The sequence below is a fragment of the Pseudomonas paraeruginosa PA7 genome (assembly GCF_000017205.1).
In the GTDB taxonomy this organism is placed as follows: Bacteria; Pseudomonadota; Gammaproteobacteria; order Pseudomonadales; family Pseudomonadaceae; genus Pseudomonas; species Pseudomonas paraeruginosa.
Map to the genome: position 1 here is coordinate 6,176,380 of NC_009656.1, position 16,051 is coordinate 6,192,430.

Here is a 16,051-nt window from a genome sequence, read left to right on the forward strand (position 1 = left end):
GGCGCCGGCCGGAGCCGCATTCAGTCGCGCGGCGCGTAGGCGAACACGTCGGCGCGCATCTGGTGCGCATCCATGCCTGCCTCGACCAGGGCGTCCAGGGTCGCGTAGACCATCGCCGGCGAGCCGCTGGCGTAGACGTGCAGGCTCGACAGGTCGGCGAAGTCCTCGCGCACCGCCTCGTGCAGCAACCCGCAACGTCCCTCCCAACCGCAGAGGTCGCTGACCACCCGGTGCAGGAACAGGTTCGGCAACCCTTCCCATTCCTTCCAGTGCGGCAGGCGATAGAAGTCCTCGGGCCGCCGCACGCCCCAGTAGAGATGCACCGGATGGGCGAAGCCGGCGGCGCGGCAATGCTCGATCAGGCTGTGCATCTGCGACATGCCGGTGCCGGCGGCGATCAGCACCAGCGGTCCATCGGGCAGTTCCGCCAGGTGCGCATCGCCGAATGGCAGCTGGACCCGCGCCAGGCGTTCGCGTTGCAACTGGGCGATCAGCGCGACGGCGCTGTCCTCCTTGGCCAGGACGTGCAATTCCAGGTCACGCCCGGCATGCGGCGCTGAGGCCAGGGAAAACGCCGCGCTATCGCCGCCGGCGCGCTCCAGCAGCAGGTACTGCCCCGCGTGGTAGCGCGGCGACTTGCCGGCCGGCGCACGCAGGCCGACCCGGTAGACATCGCCACCGGCCTCTTCGCAGAAGCTCACCTGGCAGGTCAGCTTGCGCAAAGGCAGCTCGCCCGGCGCCAGCACCCCGTCCCAATGCAGCACGCAATCTTCCAGCGGCTCGGCAAGGCAGGTGAAGAGTTCGCCGTGATCGCGTACCTCGCCGTCCTGACGAACCCGCCCCTCGACCAGCAGCGCCGCGCAGATATGGCAATTGCCATTGCGGCAACTCTGCGGGCAGTCGTAGCCGAGGCGCCGGGCACCATCGAGGATCCGTTCCCCCGGCAGCAGCTCGAGGCAGGCGCCGGAGGGTTGCAGGACGATACGCATCAGTCGATCCCGAGGCTCGACCAGAGCTCATCGATACGCCGGGTCACCGCTTCGTCCTTGACGATGGCGCGACCCCACTCGCGGCTGGTCTCGCCCGGCCACTTGTGGGTGGCGTCGAGTCCCATCTTCGAACCGAGGCCGGAGACCGGCGAGGCGAAATCGAGGTAGTCGATAGGCGTGTTGTCGATCATCACCGTGTCGCGCTTGGGGTCCATCCGCGTGGTAATGGCCCAGATCACGTCGTTCCAGTCGCGCGCGTCGATGTCGTCGTCGGTGACGATGACGAACTTGGTGTACATGAACTGCCGCAGGAACGACCAGACGCCGAGCATCACCCGCTTGGCGTGGCCCGGATACTGCTTCTTCATGGTCACCACGGCCATCCGGTAGGAACAACCTTCGGGCGGCAGGTAGAAATCGACGATTTCCGGGAACTGCTTCTGCAGGATCGGCACGAACACTTCGTTCAGCGCCACCCCGAGGATCGCCGGCTCGTCCGGCGGACGCCCGGTGTAGGTGCTGTGGTAGATCGGTTTCTGCCGGCGGGTGACGCGCTCGACGGTGAACACCGGGAAGCGATCGACCTCGTTGTAGTAGCCGGTATGGTCGCCATAGGGACCCTCGTCGGCCATCTCGCCGGGGTGGATCACCCCTTCGAGGACGATCTCGGCGCTGGCCGGCACCTGTAGGTCGCTGCCGCGGCACTTGACCAGTTCGGTACGGTGCCCGCGCAACAGGCCGGCGAAGGCGTATTCGGAAAGGGTGTCGGGCACCGGCGTCACCGCGCCGAGGATGGTCGCCGGATCGGCACCCAGCGCCACGGCGACCGGATACGGCTGGCCCGGATGCTTCTGGCACCACTCGCGATAGTCCAGCGCTCCGCCGCGATGGCTGAGCCAGCGCATGATCACCTTGTTGCGACCGATCACCTGCTGGCGGTAGATGCCCAGGTTCTGCCGCTCCTTGTTCGGCCCGCGGGTGACGGTCAGGCCCCAGGTGATCAGCGGCCCGACATCGCCCGGCCAGCAGGTCTGCACCGGCAGCCGGCCGAGGTCGACATCGTCGCCCTCCTCGACCACTTCCTGGCAGGGCGCGTCCTTCAGCACCTTCGGCGCCATGGACAGGACCTTGCGGTACATCGGCAGCTTGGCCCAGGCATCCTTGAACCCCTTTGGCGGCTCGGGTTCCTTGAGCTGCGCCAGCAGCGTGCCGATCTCGCGCAGCGCGCCGACATCCTCGGCGCCCATGCCCAGCGCCACCCGTTCCGGCGTGCCGAACAGGTTGCCGAGCACCGGCATGTCGAAGCCTGTCGGTTTCTCGAACAGCAATGCCGGGCCCTTGGCGCGCAACGTGCGGTCGCACACCTCGGTCATCTCGAGCACGGGGGAAATCGGCACCTGGATGCGCTTCAGCGCACCGCGCTGCTCCAGCTGGGCGATGAAATCGCGGAGATCCTTGAATGTCATTGGCCTAACCATTCACTGCAAGACCCCACATCCTACCTGCTCCCGGCCCATCCGGCAGCAGGCAAACGCGGCATTCGGTCAATGCTGGCTGGCGACGCGCGACGCGTCCAGGTCCTGGAACACCGGCTCGAACAACGGTGCGAGCGCGCGGGCGCCATGACCGGAGAGATGATTGTTGTCCATGTACAGCGACCAGCCACCACGTTCGGCGAAACAGTCCTGGCCGTCGCAGAGCACGCTCGCGGGATCGAGCACGCTGACCTTGGGGTTGCCCTCGGCCAGCGCGTCGAACAGCGCGCCGATGTAGGCGACGCGAGCGGCATGCTCGACGAACGGGAAGCGCGCCTGCCCGACGTCCTCCCCGCTCAGGCTCAGCCGCACCAGCCGCGCCGGCGCCTTGAACGGCAGCAGCGGGACATCCTTGACCAGCCAGACATGCGTCCCGGCGGCGTTCAGCCTGTCGATCATCCCGCTCAGGCGCTGGCGCAGCAGCGCCTCGGCGATCGAGCTGTCCGGCGCGTCGTCCGGCTCGCGCAGCATATGGCGCGCACCGTCCTGCGAGTCACCATAGATGTACATGTCCCAGCGTCCGGCGAGGATCACACCGACCGGCCGCTGTTTCTCGACGAAGTCGAGCATCTGCTGGTTGAAGCGCAGGCAATTGTCCTTTTCCCGCATGCCCAGCAGCGGCGGGCAGCCGGCCAGCGAAGCCTGCCATATCGGCAACCGGCGACCGGCCGCCACCTCATGCAACAGCGGACTCAAGGCCGCGGAATGACTGTCGCCCCAACTGATCAGCAACGGTCGCTCGGCGGACATCCGGGCCGGGAAGCGGCAAATCGTGTCCTGGCCGAGTGCCTGCTTGTCGAACATGCAGTCGGTCTGCCCATCCCGCCATTTGGACGCCTTGGCATAGCGCAGGGCCTGCTCCGAGAGACGCGACGGCACCCCGTCATGGTGCCGTACCAGTTGGCCGGCGACGCCCAGCAGCAGCAGGCCGCACAGCGCCGCGCCGAGCATCTGCCGGCGTCCGGCGAACAGCCTGCGCTCGCGGAACGGCGCCTCGACATAACGCAGCGACAGCGCCGCCAGCCCGATGCTCGCCAGCAGCAAGCCCAGCCGCATCGGCTGGCCCAGGGCATCCAGGGCGTGATACTGGGCAAAGACATAGACCGGCCAGTGCCAGAGGTACAGCGAATAGGAGATCAGGCCGAACCAGACCAGTGGCGGCAGCCCCAGCAGGCGCCGGGTCCAGGTCTCGCCGGCGCCGTTGGCCCAGATCAGCAGGGCGGTACCGAGCACAGGCGGCAACGCCGCGAGGCCGGGGAACGGAGTATGGCTGTCGTAGAGGAACACCGGCAGGAGGATCGCCGCCACCCCGAGGGACGCCGCCAGTTGCAGGCTCCACGGCGAGAAACGCCGTTGGCTAGCCGGCAGCAACGCCAGCGCGGCACCCACCAGCAGCTCCCAGGCGCGCATCGGCAGCAGGAAGAAGGCGCTGCTCGGGCGCTGGCCCAGGGCCCAGATACTGGCCGCCAGCGACAGCGACAGCACACCGAGGAGGATCGCCAGGCGCCAGCGCAGCAGGCGCCCGGAGATCGCCGCCAGCAGCAGCGGGAAGAGGATATAGAACTGCTCCTCCACCGACAGCGACCAGGTGTGCAGCAGCGGCTTGAATTCGGAGGCTGCATCGAAATAGCCATCCTGTTTCCAGAACAGGATGTTCGAGACGAACATCGTCTGGTAGCGCACCGAGCGCCCGAGTTCCTCGTAGTCCCGTGGCGCCATGAGGAACCAGCCGACCACCAGGCTCGCCGCCATCATCACGAACAGCGCGGGGAGGATGCGCCGCGCCCGCCGTGCCCAGAAATCGACGAAGCTGAACCGCCCGGCCTGCTGCTCGCGCCAGATGATCGAGGTGATCAGGTAGCCGGATATCACCAGGAACACGTCGACGCCGACGTAACCGCCGGAGATGCCACCCAGGCCGAAGTGGTAGAGAACCACCGGCAGGATGGCCAGCGCTCGCAATCCATCGATATCCCGTCGATAGGCAAGGCCCGACATTGACTTTCCTCCAGGCATGAAAAAAGGCGCTCCGGTCGACCGGAGCACCTTCGTCCAGTTCTCTCGAAGACTACTTCCGTTTCATCGAATCGAAGAACTCATCGTTGGTCTTGGTCTGCTTGAGCTTGTCGATGAGGAACTCGATGGCGGAAATCTCGTCCATCGGGTGCAGGATCTTGCGCAGGATCCACATCCGCTGCAGTTCGTCCTCGCTGGTCAGCAGTTCTTCGCGACGGGTACCGGAGCGGTTGATGTTGATGGCCGGGAACACACGCTTTTCGGCGATCTTGCGATCCAGCGGAAGCTCCATGTTACCGGTGCCCTTGAATTCCTCGTAGATCACCTCGTCCATCTTCGAGCCGGTTTCCACCAGCGCCGTGGCGAGAATCGTAAGAGAACCGCCTTCCTCGATGTTCCGCGCGGCGCCGAAGAAGCGCTTCGGCTTCTCCAGGGCATGGGCGTCGACACCGCCGGTGAGGACCTTGCCGGAACTCGGGATCACGGTGTTGTAGGCCCGCGCCAGGCGGGTGATGGAGTCGAGCAGGATGACCACGTCCTTCTTGTGCTCGACCAGGCGCTTGGCCTTCTCGATGACCATCTCGGCGACCTGCACGTGCCGGGTCGGCGGCTCGTCAAAGGTCGAGGCGACCACTTCGCCGCGCACGGTGCGCTGCATTTCGGTCACTTCCTCAGGGCGTTCGTCGATCAGCAGGACGATCAGGTGGCATTCGGGATTGTTGCGGGTGATGTTGCTGGCGATGTTCTGCAGCATGATGGTCTTGCCCGCCTTCGGCGGTGCCACGATCAGGCCACGCTGGCCCTTGCCGATCGGCGCGCAGAGGTCGATGACGCGGCCGGTCAGGTCTTCGGTGGAGCCGTTGCCGGCCTCCATCTTCATCCGCTCGTTGGGGAACAGCGGCGTGAGGTTCTCGAAGAGGATCTTGTTCTTCGCGTTCTCCGGGCGATCGAAGTTGATCGAATCGACCTTGAGCAGGGCGAAATAGCGCTCACCCTCTTTCGGCGGGCGAATCTTGCCGATGATGGTGTCGCCCGTGCGCAGGTTGAAGCGCCGGATCTGGCTCGGCGACACGTAGATGTCGTCGGGACCGGCCAGGTAGGAAGAGTCGGCGGAGCGCAGGAAGCCGAAGCCGTCCTGAAGAATCTCCAGCACGCCATCGCCGGAGATCTCTTCACCACTTTTCGCGTGCTTCTTCAGCAGGGCGAAGATGATGTCCTGCTTGCGCGAACGGGCCATGTTTTCCAGGCCCATGGCATCGGACATTTCCAGCAGTTCGGCAATCGGCTTTTGCTTGAGTTCGGTCAGATTCATAGGAAAGAGATAGGTACGCAGAAAGAGGAATTGGAGAAAGCGTCGAGCTTGGGAAAGCCGTGTCGCAAGGGGCGACAGGAGCGCTAGAAAGTTCGAGTAGGAAGTGCGTCCGGGACGGCATGCAGAAGGCGACGGAAAAAACGTCGCGAGCCCGAATTTAACACCGTGCCGGCGTGGCGTCTACAGGAATGCAAAAAAAGCCCCGCGGAACGCGGGGCTTTCCAGAGGGGCGCGGGCCCGACTCAGATATTGGCGTCGAGGAAAGCCGCCAGCTGCGACTTGGACAGCGCGCCGACCTTGGTCGCCTCGACATTGCCGCCCTTGAACAGCATCAGGGTGGGGATGCCGCGCACGCCGTACTTCGGCGGGGTGTCCTGGTTCTCGTCGATGTTCAGCTTGCAGACCTTCAGCTTGCCCTGGTAGTCCCTGGCGACCTCGTCCAGCACCGGCGCGATCATCTTGCACGGACCGCACCATTCGGCCCAGTAGTCCACCAGCACAGGACCGTCGGCCTTCAGCACGTCCTGCTCGAAGCTGGCATCAGTAACGTTGACGATATGTTCGCTCATGGAATCTCTCCGTAGTCGGACGCGAATTGAAACGCGAAAAGTGCCGACCATCATATCCCGCCTTGACCCTCGCCGAAAGGCACATCCGATTGAGAGTCTCTATCGTTGGTCGGGTGATTCCCGATTGATCGGCTGCCGCATTGGCGACCTTCGCCCTGTCGTGGCAGGATGGCGCAGTTTTCCAATGGACTTGCAAAGCATGCCGCAAAAACCTGCCGAGGCATTCCCGCTGATTGCCGCCCTGGACCTGGGTTCCAACAGCTTCCACCTCTGTCTGGCCAAGGCCAACATCCACGGCGAAGTCCGTATCCTCGAACGACTGGGAGAGAAGGTCCAACTCGCAGCCGGCCTCGACGAGGAGCGCAATCTCAGCGAAGAGGCCACCCAGCGCGGCCTCGACTGCCTGCGTCGCTTCGCCCAGTTCATCAGCGGCATGCCCCAGGGCGCGGTACGCGTGGTGGCCACCAACGCATTGCGCGAGGCGCGCAACCGCAGCGACTTCATCCGCCGCGCCGAAGAAGTCCTCGGCCATCCCGTGGAGGTCATCTCCGGACGCGAGGAGGCCCGCCTGATCTACCTCGGCGTCGCCAACAGCATGCCCGACAGCGGCGGCCGCCGACTGGTCAGCGACATCGGCGGCGGCAGCACCGAGTTCATCATCGGCCAGGGTTTCGAATCCGAGCTGCGGGAAAGTCTGCAGATGGGATGCGTCAGCTACACCCAGCGCTACTTCCGCGACGGCAAGATCACCCCGGCCCGCTATGCCCAGGCCTACACCGCCGCACGCCTGGAGCTGATGGGCATCGAGAACAGCCTGCGCCGCCTCGGCTGGCAGCAGGCGGTCGGCGCCTCCGGCACCATCCGCGCGGTGGCGCTGGCGATCAAGGCCGGCGGCCACGGCAACGGCGAGATCGGCCCGGACGGCCTGGCCTGGCTGAAGCGCAAGGTGCTCAAGCTCGGTGACGTGGAGAAGCTCGACCTGGAAGGCATCAAGCCTGACCGCCGGACCATCTTCCCGGCCGGACTGGCGATTCTCGAGGCGATCTTCGACGCCCTGGAGCTGGAACAGATGGTCCACTCCGAGGGTGCCCTGCGCGAAGGCGTGCTCTACGACCTGGTCGGCCGCCACCAGCACGAGGACGTGCGCGAGCGCACCATCAGCTCGCTGATGGAGCGCTACCACGTCGATCCGGAACAGGCCTCGCGGGTGGAAGCCAAGGCACTCAAGGTGCTCGGCGAAGTCAGCGACGCCTGGGGGCTGGACGACGACCTGCACCGCGACCTGTTGAGCTGGGGCGCACGGGTCCACGAGATCGGCCTGGACATCGCCCACTACCATTACCACAAGCACGGCGCCTACCTGATCGAGCACTCCGACCTCGCCGGCTTCTCCCGCCAGGACCAGCAGATGCTGGCGCTGCTGGTGCGCGGGCATCGCCGCAACATCCCGGCGGACAAGCTGGCGGAGTTCGCCGAGGAAGGCGACAAGCTGGTGCGCCTGTGCATCGTGCTGCGCTTCGCCATCCTGTTCCACCACATCCGTGGCACCCAGGAAATGCCTTCGGTGCAGCTCAAGGCCGAGCCGAAGAGCCTCTCGGTTACCTTCCCCGACGGTTGGCTGGAAGCCAACCCGCTGACCCAGGCCGACTTCGCCCAGGAAGCCGAATGGCTGAAGCGGGTCGGCTACACCCTCAACGTGCGGTAAGCACTGGCGCGGCCAGTTTCTCCAGCAGGGTCGCCTGGGTATTGCGGGGGTTCTGGTTGCCGGTGGGGCTGAGCCGCTGGTAGCTGCCGTCGGCCTGCAGCACCCAGGCCTGGGTATTGTCGGTCAGGTACGTTTCCAGTTCCTTCTTGACCCGCTGCACCAGCTTCTTGCCCTCTACCGGGAAGCAGGTCTCGACGCGCATGTCGAGGTTGCGCTCCATCCAGTCGGCGCTGGAGAGATAGAGCTTCTCGTCGCCGCCGTTGAGGAAGTAGTAGATGCGGCTGTGCTCGAGGAAGCGTCCGATGATCGAGCGCACGTGGATGTTGTGCGAGACCCCCGGAATGCCCGGCCGCAGGCAGCACATGCCGCGCACCACCAGTTCGATCTTGACCCCGGCCTGACTGGCCTTGTACAGCGCGCGGATGACTTTCGGGTCGGTCAGCGAGTTGACCTTGGCCATGATGTGCGCCGGCTGGCCGAGCGCGGCCTGGGCGGCCTCGCGGTTGATCATTTCCAGCAGGTTCTTCTTCAGGGTGAACGGCGCATGCAGCAGCTTCTTCATGCGCAGCGTCTTGCCCATCCCGATCAACTGGTTGAACAGCTTGTGCAGGTCCTCGCAGAGCGCCACGTCGGCGGTCAGCAGGCTGTAGTCGGTATACAGGCGGGCGTTGCCGGCGTGGTAGTTGCCGGTGCCCAGGTGCGCGTAGCGGCGCAGTTCGCCGTCCTCGCGACGGAGGATCAGCATCATCTTGGCGTGGGTCTTGAAGCCGACCACGCCGTAGATCACCACCGCGCCGGCCTGCTGCAGGCGGCTGGCCAGCTGCAGGTTGGACTCCTCGTCGAAGCGCGCGCGCAGTTCGATCACCGCGGTGACCTCCTTGCCGTTGCGCGCCGCCTCGACCAGGGCGTCGACGATCTCCGAGTTGGCGCCGCTGCGGTACAGGGTCTGCTTGATCGCCAGCACGTTCGGATCCTTGGCGGCCTGGCGCAGCAGGTCGATCACCGGGGTGAAGGATTCGAACGGGTGCATCAGCAGCACGTCCAGCTTGCTGAGCACGTTGAAGAGGTTTTCCTTCTTCTGCAGCAGACGCGGGATCGCCGGGGTGAAGGGCGGGTACTGCAGTTCCGGATGGCTTTCCAGGCCGGTGACGCTGAACAGGCGGGTCAGGTTGACCGGGCCGCTGACCTTGTACAGCTCGCTCTCGGACAGGCCGAACTGCTTGAGCAGGTAGTTGGTCAGGTTCTGCGGACAGGTGTCCACCACCTCCAGGCGCACCGCGTCGCCATAGCGCCGCGAGAACAGCTCGCCGCGCAGCGCGCGGGCCAGGTCCTCGACATCCTCGGTATCCACCGAGAGGTCGGCGTTGCGGGTCAGGCGGAACTGGTAGCAGCCCTTCACCTTCATGCCGGGGAACAGATCGTCGGCGTGGGCGTGGATCATCGAGGAGAGGAACACGTAGTTGTCGCCCTCGCCGCCAACCTCTTCCGGCAGCTTGATGATCCGCGGCAGCAGGCGCGGCGCCGGGATGATCGCCAGGCCGGAGTCGCGGCCGAAGGCGTCCATTCCCTCCAGCTCGACGATGAAGTTCAGGCTCTTGTTCACCAGCAGCGGGAACGGGTGGGTCGGATCGAGGCCGATCGGGGTGATGATCGGCGCGATCTCGTCGCGGAAGAAGCGCCGCACCCAGGTCTTGATCTTCAGCGTCCAGTGGCGCCGACGGATGAAGCGGATCTGGTGCTTGGCCAGTTCCGGCAGCAGGGTCTCGTTGAGGATCCGGTACTGCCGCGACACCTGCTCGTGGACCAGTTCGCTGATCCGCGCCAGGGCCTGGTGCGGCAGCAGGCCGTCGGCGCCGGCCTGCTCGCGGGCGAAGGTGATCTGCTTCTTCAGGCCGGCGATGCGGATCTCGAAGAATTCGTCGAGGTTGCTCGAGAAGATGAGGAGGAACTTCAACCGCTCCAGCAGCGGATAGGACTCGTCCAGCGCCTGCTCCAGCACGCGGATGTTGAACTGCAACTGGGAAAGCTCGCGATGAATGTACAGGCTGCTGTCATCCACGCTGGGTACCACCGCGGGTGGCGTTTCCACCGGGATCGTTTCGGCCATCTTCACTTCAACTGCGCTTTCCACGCTCGCCACCACGTTTTCGTCGGTGTCGAGGCGTTCGATCTCATCAAGTCCTTGCTGCGTATTCATTCATCTTCCCGAGGGGGTCAGCGCCCCCGTCTTAATTGTTCTGCGGCCTGCTTGGCGAAGTAGGTCAGGATGCCATCAGCGCCGGCACGTTTGAAGGCGGTCAGGGACTCGAGGATCACCGATTCGGCCAGCCAGCCGTTCTGGATGGCGCCCATGTGCATCGCGTACTCGCCACTGACCTGGTAGACAAAGGTCGGCGCGCGGAATTCATCCTTCACCCGGCGCACGATGTCGAGGTACGGCATGCCCGGCTTGACCATCACCATGTCGGCGCCTTCGGCCAGGTCGGCGGCCACTTCATGGAGGGCCTCGTCGCTGTTGGCCGGGTCCATCTGGTAGGTGGACTTGTTGCCCTTGCCGAGGTTCGAGGCCGAGCCGACCGCGTCGCGGAACGGACCGTAGTAGGCGCTGGCGTACTTGGCCGAGTAGGCCATGATCCGCACGTTGGTGTGCCCGGCGGACTCCAGGGCCTCGCGGATGGCGCCGATGCGGCCGTCCATCATGTCCGAGGGCGCGACCACCTGGGCGCCGGCCTCGGCGTGGGACAGCGCCTGGCGCACCAGCACGTCGACGCTGACGTCGTTGAGCACGTAGCCGTCGTCATCGAGGATGCCGTCCTGGCCATGGGTGGTGAACGGATCGAGCGCCACGTCGGTGATGATGCCCAGCTCCGGGAAGCGCTCGCGCAGGGCGCGGGTGGCGCGCTGGGCGATGCCCTCGGGGTTGTACGCCTCGGCGGCGTCCAGCGACTTCTTCTCCAGCGGGGTCACCGGGAACAGTGCCAGCGCGGGAATGCCCAGGGCCACCCACTCCTCCGCCTCGATCAGCAACTGGTCGATGGACAGGCGCTCGACGCCCGGCATCGACGGAATGCTTTCGCGCTGGTTGACGCCATCGAGGATGAACACCGGCAGGATCAGGTCGTCGACGGTAAGGACGTTCTCGCGGACCAGGCGGCGGGAAAAATCATCGCGGCGATTGCGGCGCAGACGGGTATAGGGGTAGGCGCGGTTGGCGGGAGTGAAGCTCACGGTGTACTCCAGGGCCCAGATAACGGGCACAGTGTGACAGTTATAGTCCCTGATTATGACGGATTGGTAACAAGCGATGACAGTGACCCAAGGTCGCGGCATCCTGCCGCACCGCCAATCATCGCAAAAAGCCAGCCATCAAGGCCATTCATTGCATGCTCGATGATCCAGGCCATGATGATCACGCTTTCCCCAGGCCTTCAACCGAGTTAGGCTGCGCGTTCATTTCGCTTCGCTGCCCCGATGATGCTTCAACAATTCCTGCAGGACTTCGGCTATTTCGCCCTTTTTCTCGGTACCTTCTTCGAGGGCGAAACCATTCTCGTCCTGGCCGGATTCCTCGCCTTCCGCGGCTACATGCAGCTGGATACGGTCATTCTCACCGCGTTCCTCGGCAGCTACGCCGGTGACCAGCTCTGGTACTTCCTGGGCCGCCGCCACGGCCGCCGCCTGCTGGCGCGCAAGCCGCGCTGGCAGAAGCTCGGCGACAAGGCTTTGGAACACGTACGCCGCCACCCGGACCTGTGGGTCCTGAGCTTCCGCTTCGTCTATGGCCTGCGCACGGTGATGCCGGTGGCCATCGGCCTGTCCGGCTACCCGCCGGCACGCTATCTCCTGCTCAATGGCATCGGCGCCATCGTCTGGGCCGCCGCGCTGGGCTCGGCGGCCTATTATTTCGGCAGCGTGCTGGAAGGCATGCTCGGCAACATCAAGAAATACGAACTGATGGTCCTCGGCGGACTGGTCGTCATCGGCCTGCTGCTCTGGTTGTGGCGACGTTTCAAGACGCCTCGCGGCAACGGCGCGAGCAGCGACACCGACAAATCCGAGTGAATTCCCGCCGCCGCGACTGAACAGCCGCCCCGCGCGCGTACTCCAATCTCCTGTACCCTCCGCTCCGGCTGGCCGCCGGGGCCGGTGGCTGGCTATGCTTGCGCGATCCAGTCCCCGGCCAGGCGGCCGCCCGGCCCGGTTCCTGCGTTCCCAAGGAGTAAGCCCTCATGCATAAGAAAGTTGCCGTCATCCTCTCCGGTTGTGGCGTCTACGATGGCACGGAAATCCACGAGAGCGTGATCACCCTGCTCCGCCTCAGCCAGCGCGGCGCCGAGGTGCAGTGCTTCGCGCCGAACATCGCCCAGCACCACGTGATCAACCACCTGACCGGCGAGGAAATGCCGGAAAGCCGCAACGTCTTGGTCGAGTCGGCGCGCATCGCCCGCGGCGAGATCAAGGACCTGCGCGAAGCCCGCGCCGAGGATTTCGACGCGCTGATCGTGCCCGGCGGCTTCGGCGCGGCGAAGAATCTCAGCGATTTCGCCATCGCCGGCGCGCAATGCCAGGTGCAGCCGGACGTGCTGGCCCTGGCCAGGGGCTTCGTCGACGCCGGCAAGCCGGTGGGCCTGATCTGCATCGCCCCGGCAATGGCGGCGAAGATCTACGGCGCCGGGGTGCAATGCACCATCGGCAACGATGCCGGCACCGCCGAGGCGCTGAAGCAGATGGGCGCCGAGCACCTCGACGCGCCGGTCGACGAGATCGTCGAGGACGCCGCGCGCAAGCTGGTGAGCACACCGGCCTACATGCTCGCGCAGTCGATCGCCGAGGCGGCCTCCGGCATCAACAAGCTGGTCGACCGGGTACTCGAACTGGTGGATCAGGGCAAGGCCTGATCGGCCAAGCACGAGGGCGGTCGCGCCACCGCCCTTTGCAAAACCGCGCCACTGCGCCAGCGTGCGTCTCATCCCCCCGGATCGAGACGCCGCGATGAGCGAAACGCCTTCCCACTCCTTGCCTGACGACGTCCACCAACTGGTGGCGGCTTTCTTCCAGCGCATTCCCTTCAACCGCCTGCTCGGCATCCACGTGGTGAGCCTCGGGCGCGAAAGGGTGGTCCTCGACCTGCCGATGAAGGACGAACTGATCGGCAACTTCGTCCAGGGCATTCTCCATGGCGGGGTGATCTCCAGCCTCCTCGACGTCACCGGCGGGGCGATGGCACTGATCGGCGCCCTCGAGCGACACCGCGAACTGCCCGGTCATGAGCGGATGGCGCGGCTGTCGAAGCTGGGCACCATCGACCTGCGCATCGACTATCTGCGTCCGGGACGCGGCCAGAGGTTCACCGCCCACGCGGTGCCGCTGCGCGCGGGCAACAAGGTGGCGGTGATACGTTCGGAACTGCACGCCGACGACGGTGCGCTGGTGGCCGTTGGTACCGGAACCTACTTGTGCGGCTGATTCGCGCGTAGGCCGGCTTCCCGCTGCAGGCGGGTGAGTAGGCGATCGAGGGCGTTGGCGAAGGCCTGGCGGTCGCGATCGCCATAGGGCGCCTGGCCACCGCCCATCTGCCCGAGGTCGCGCAGGTCGGCCATCAGGTTGCGCATGGCCAGCTTGTCGCCCATGTTCCGCGCATCGAACTCGCGACCACGCGGGTCGAGGGCGGCGACCTGCTTCTTGATCAGCCGGTCGGCCAGCGGCACGTCGCTGCAGATCACCAGGTCGCCGGGCTCGGCCTGCTCCACCAGGTAATCGTCGGCCGCGTCCATGCCGCTCTCCACCACCACCAGGCGCACGCAGGCGAACGGTGGCTTGACCTGCGGCTGGCCGGCGACCATCCAGACTTCCAGCTTGCGCTTGAGGGCGAACTTGCAGACCAGTTCCTTGGCCGCCTTGGGGCAGGCATCGGCATCGATCCAGATACGCATGAACGAACTTCCGTGGAAATGACGACGGCCAGTATCGCACCGGCCGTCGTCGTTGCGTGAACCGCCTCAGCCAGAGGCGTTGGCCGCCGCGCGGCGGCGCTCGGTGATCCGGCTGCGCCCGTAGAGCACGGCGATGGCCAGCAGCGCCAGGCCCTGGGCCGCCAGCGAATAGGCGTCGGCCTTGATCCCCAGCCAGTCGAAGTCGAAGAACGGCACGGGCCGCGTGCCGATCACCCCGGCTTCCTGCAAGGCGATCACGCCATGTCCGGCGAACACCACCGAGAGGGCGCAGAGCAACGCCGCGTTGATGGTGAAGAACAACCCCAGCGGCAGCTTCGCCGAGCCGCGCAGGATCACCCAGGCCAGGCCGACCAGCAGCACCACGGCGGTCGCCGCGCCAGCGATCACGGCGTCGTGCCCGGCCGGACCGGCCTGCAGCCAGAGGGTCTCGTAGAACAGGATGACCTCGAACAGCTCGCGGTAGACCGAGAAGAACGCCAGCACCGCGAAACCGAAGCGGCCGCCGCCGCCCACCAGGCTGCTGCGGATATAGTCCTGCCAGGCCGCCGCGTGCCGGCGGTCGTGCATCCAGACGCCGAGCCAGAGCACCATCACGCAGGCGAACAGCGAGGTGAAGCCCTCCATCAGCTCGCGCTGGGCGCCGCCGATGTTGATCACATAGGCGGCCAGCGCCCAGGTGGCGAAGCCGGCGACGAAGGCCAGGCCCCAGCCCACGTGCACACCGCGCACGGCGCTTTCCTGCCCGGTGTTGCGCAGGAAGGCGAGGATCGCGGCGAGCACCAGGATGGCCTCCACTCCTTCGCGCAACAGGATCAGCAGGGCGGAAAGGAAACTGATGGAGAAGCTCAGCGAGTCGCCGCCGAGTTGCTTGGCGGCCTCCGCCAGCTTGCCCTTGGCCAGCTCCAGCTGCTGCGCGACCCGGGCCTCCGGCAGGCCGTCGCGCAGCGCCTGGCGGTAGGCCATGAGTTGCTTCTCGGTGGAGCGACGCAGGTCGGCGTCGACGTTGTCCAGCGAACTTTCCACCAGCTCGAAGCCTTCCAGATAGGCCGCCACCGACAGGTCGTAGGCCTGGTCGCGGTCGCCTTCGCGATACACCGCGAAGCTCTTGTCCAGGGTCGCTGCGGTGTAGTCGATCAACTGTCCCGGACCACGCTGCTCCAGCGGCGGATGGGCACGCAGGGCGCGGAAGCTTTCGCCGGCGGCCTCGCCATCGTGCTCGGCGATCTCGGCCGGGGTCTGCGTGGCCAGGGTCGCCAGCGGGTAGGCATGGGCCTTGTCCGGCTGCGCGCTGCCGACGCTCAGCCCGGCCACGTAGCTGGCCAGGTCCCAGCGCTGGCGTTCGTCGAGCTGATCGGCGAAGGCCGGCATGTCGGTACCGGCCACACCCAGGCCGATGACGTTGCGCAGGTCGTAGAGGCTCAGGTGGTCGAGGCGGCTGCGCTCGGTAAGGTTCGCCGGCGGCGGCTCCAGGCCGATCCCGGCCGGGCCGTCGCCCTTGCCCGCGTCGCCATGGCAGATCGCGCACTGCTGGGCATAGATCGGCGCCGCGCGGCTCGGGTCGGGGGTGATCGCGGGAGTCTGCACCACCTGGTAGATGTCCGCCACGCGGGCTTCCAGGTTGCGCGCCTGGAGGGCCACGTCCTTGCCCGGCAGGCGCTGCTCGATGGCCTGGCGCAGGCTGGCGACGCCTTTCTCCAGGTCGGCGCGTTCGGGGCGCATCGGCAGGGTCAGGACCAGTGCCTGCAGGTTGCCGACGAACTCCACCTGTTCCTGGTACTCGCTGGGGTCGACGATCTTGCCGTCGCTCACCGTCGGCGGGTAGTCGGCCGCCAGGTAGCTCAACAGATGCAAGGCTTGGGAGGGATCGACGGCCGTGTCGGCAAAGGCTCCAAGGCTGAACACGCCGACCAGCGGCAGCAGCCAAAACAGGATTTTCGGAGGATGCATGGCGAAGACGAAGTGAGAATGGAA

Annotated in this window: 13 protein-coding genes; 4 read left to right on the plus strand and 9 right to left on the minus strand. The window is 65.9% G+C overall.

The window, feature by feature from the left end; genetic code table 11:
* Window positions 1-20: 20 nt before the first annotated feature.
* The 5 genes from PSPA7_RS28540 to trxA all read right to left on the minus strand — a co-directional run bounded on the left by PSPA7_RS28540 (window position 21) and on the right by trxA (window position 6,421).
* Window positions 21-989, minus strand: a complete 969-nt coding sequence (locus PSPA7_RS28540) for a CDP-6-deoxy-delta-3,4-glucoseen reductase (RefSeq protein WP_003150174.1) — start codon at window positions 987-989, stop codon at window positions 21-23.
* Window positions 989-2,455 carry a 4-hydroxy-3-polyprenylbenzoate decarboxylase gene (gene ubiD / locus PSPA7_RS28545; RefSeq protein WP_003150175.1) on the minus strand — a complete coding sequence of 489 codons (1,467 nt, stop codon included), beginning with the start codon at window positions 2,453-2,455 and terminating at the stop codon, window positions 989-991. Before ubiD ends, PSPA7_RS28540 begins: the two co-directional genes overlap by 1 nt.
* Before the next feature lie 78 nt (window positions 2,456-2,533).
* Window positions 2,534-4,522: an acyltransferase family protein gene (locus tag PSPA7_RS28550; protein WP_012077853.1), complete on the minus strand. Its 1,989-nt coding sequence runs from the start codon at window positions 4,520-4,522 to the stop codon at window positions 2,534-2,536.
* Window positions 4,523-4,592: 70 nt separating this feature from the next.
* Window positions 4,593-5,852, minus strand: coding sequence for a transcription termination factor Rho (gene rho / locus PSPA7_RS28555; protein ID WP_003096334.1), 1,260 nt, complete (start codon window positions 5,850-5,852; stop codon window positions 4,593-4,595).
* A gap of 242 nt (window positions 5,853-6,094) precedes the next feature.
* Window positions 6,095-6,421, minus strand: coding sequence for a thioredoxin TrxA (trxA, locus tag PSPA7_RS28560; RefSeq protein ID WP_003150179.1), 327 nt, complete (start codon window positions 6,419-6,421; stop codon window positions 6,095-6,097).
* A gap of 199 nt (window positions 6,422-6,620) precedes the next feature.
* Here trxA and ppx point away from each other — a divergent pair, with 199 nt between their 5' ends.
* Complete coding sequence (ppx, locus tag PSPA7_RS28565) at window positions 6,621-8,126, plus strand: exopolyphosphatase (RefSeq protein WP_003150181.1); 1,506 nt, start codon at window positions 6,621-6,623, stop codon at window positions 8,124-8,126.
* Here the strand turns inward: ppx and ppk1 are convergent.
* Both ppk1 and hemB read right to left on the minus strand, forming a co-directional pair.
* Complete coding sequence (gene ppk1, locus PSPA7_RS28570) at window positions 8,113-10,323, minus strand: polyphosphate kinase 1 (RefSeq protein WP_012077855.1); 2,211 nt, start codon at window positions 10,321-10,323, stop codon at window positions 8,113-8,115. The two genes, ppx and ppk1, sit on opposite strands and share 14 nt — an antisense overlap.
* Window positions 10,324-10,340: 17 nt before the next feature.
* Window positions 10,341-11,354 (minus strand): porphobilinogen synthase, encoded by a 1,014-nt coding sequence (gene hemB / locus PSPA7_RS28575; protein ID WP_012077856.1) that lies wholly within the window; start codon window positions 11,352-11,354, stop codon window positions 10,341-10,343.
* Between the two features lie 243 nt (window positions 11,355-11,597).
* Here hemB and PSPA7_RS28580 point away from each other — a divergent pair, with 243 nt between their 5' ends.
* From PSPA7_RS28580 to PSPA7_RS28590, 3 genes are all read left to right on the plus strand, one after another.
* Window positions 11,598-12,188 carry a DedA family protein gene (locus PSPA7_RS28580; protein WP_012077858.1) on the plus strand — a complete coding sequence of 197 codons (591 nt, stop codon included), beginning with the start codon at window positions 11,598-11,600 and terminating at the stop codon, window positions 12,186-12,188.
* Between the two features lie 167 nt (window positions 12,189-12,355).
* Window positions 12,356-13,024 (plus strand): isoprenoid biosynthesis glyoxalase ElbB, encoded by a 669-nt coding sequence (gene elbB, locus PSPA7_RS28585; protein ID WP_012077859.1) that lies wholly within the window; start codon window positions 12,356-12,358, stop codon window positions 13,022-13,024.
* 94 nt (window positions 13,025-13,118) lie between these two features.
* On the plus strand, window positions 13,119-13,592 hold the full coding sequence (locus tag PSPA7_RS28590) for a thioesterase family protein (protein ID WP_012077860.1): 474 nt from the start codon (window positions 13,119-13,121) through the stop codon (window positions 13,590-13,592).
* Here the strand turns inward: PSPA7_RS28590 and PSPA7_RS28595 are convergent.
* Both PSPA7_RS28595 and PSPA7_RS28600 read right to left on the minus strand, forming a co-directional pair.
* Window positions 13,577-14,059 (minus strand): YaiI/YqxD family protein, encoded by a 483-nt coding sequence (locus tag PSPA7_RS28595; protein ID WP_003150187.1) that lies wholly within the window; start codon window positions 14,057-14,059, stop codon window positions 13,577-13,579. The two genes, PSPA7_RS28590 and PSPA7_RS28595, sit on opposite strands and share 16 nt — an antisense overlap.
* A 66-nt stretch (window positions 14,060-14,125) precedes the next feature.
* On the minus strand, window positions 14,126-16,027 hold the full coding sequence (locus tag PSPA7_RS28600; protein WP_041025539.1) for a cytochrome c/FTR1 family iron permease: 1,902 nt from the start codon (window positions 16,025-16,027) through the stop codon (window positions 14,126-14,128).
* Window positions 16,028-16,051: the final 24 nt, after the last annotated feature.

Excerpts from the sequence above, each read along its gene's own strand:
- PSPA7_RS28540 (WP_003150174.1), bottom strand. The coding sequence starts at position 989 with ATGCGTATCGTCCTGCAACCCTCCGGCGCCTGCCTCGAGCTGCTGCCG.
- rho (WP_003096334.1), bottom strand. The coding sequence starts at position 5,852 with ATGAATCTGACCGAACTCAAGCAAAAGCCGATTGCCGAACTGCTGGAA.
- PSPA7_RS28590 (WP_012077860.1), top strand. The coding sequence starts at position 13,119 with ATGAGCGAAACGCCTTCCCACTCCTTGCCTGACGACGTCCACCAACTG.
- ubiD (WP_003150175.1), bottom strand. The coding sequence starts at position 2,455 with ATGACATTCAAGGATCTCCGCGATTTCATCGCCCAGCTGGAGCAGCGC.
- ppx (WP_003150181.1), top strand. The coding sequence starts at position 6,621 with ATGCCGCAAAAACCTGCCGAGGCATTCCCGCTGATTGCCGCCCTGGAC.
- ppk1 (WP_012077855.1), bottom strand. The coding sequence starts at position 10,323 with ATGAATACGCAGCAAGGACTTGATGAGATCGAACGCCTCGACACCGAC.
- PSPA7_RS28595 (WP_003150187.1), bottom strand. The coding sequence starts at position 14,059 with ATGCGTATCTGGATCGATGCCGATGCCTGCCCCAAGGCGGCCAAGGAA.
- trxA (WP_003150179.1), bottom strand. The coding sequence starts at position 6,421 with ATGAGCGAACATATCGTCAACGTTACTGATGCCAGCTTCGAGCAGGAC.
- PSPA7_RS28550 (WP_012077853.1), bottom strand. The coding sequence starts at position 4,522 with ATGTCGGGCCTTGCCTATCGACGGGATATCGATGGATTGCGAGCGCTG.
- PSPA7_RS28600 (WP_041025539.1), bottom strand. The coding sequence starts at position 16,027 with ATGCATCCTCCGAAAATCCTGTTTTGGCTGCTGCCGCTGGTCGGCGTG.
- elbB (WP_012077859.1), top strand. The coding sequence starts at position 12,356 with ATGCATAAGAAAGTTGCCGTCATCCTCTCCGGTTGTGGCGTCTACGAT.
- PSPA7_RS28580 (WP_012077858.1), top strand. The coding sequence starts at position 11,598 with ATGATGCTTCAACAATTCCTGCAGGACTTCGGCTATTTCGCCCTTTTT.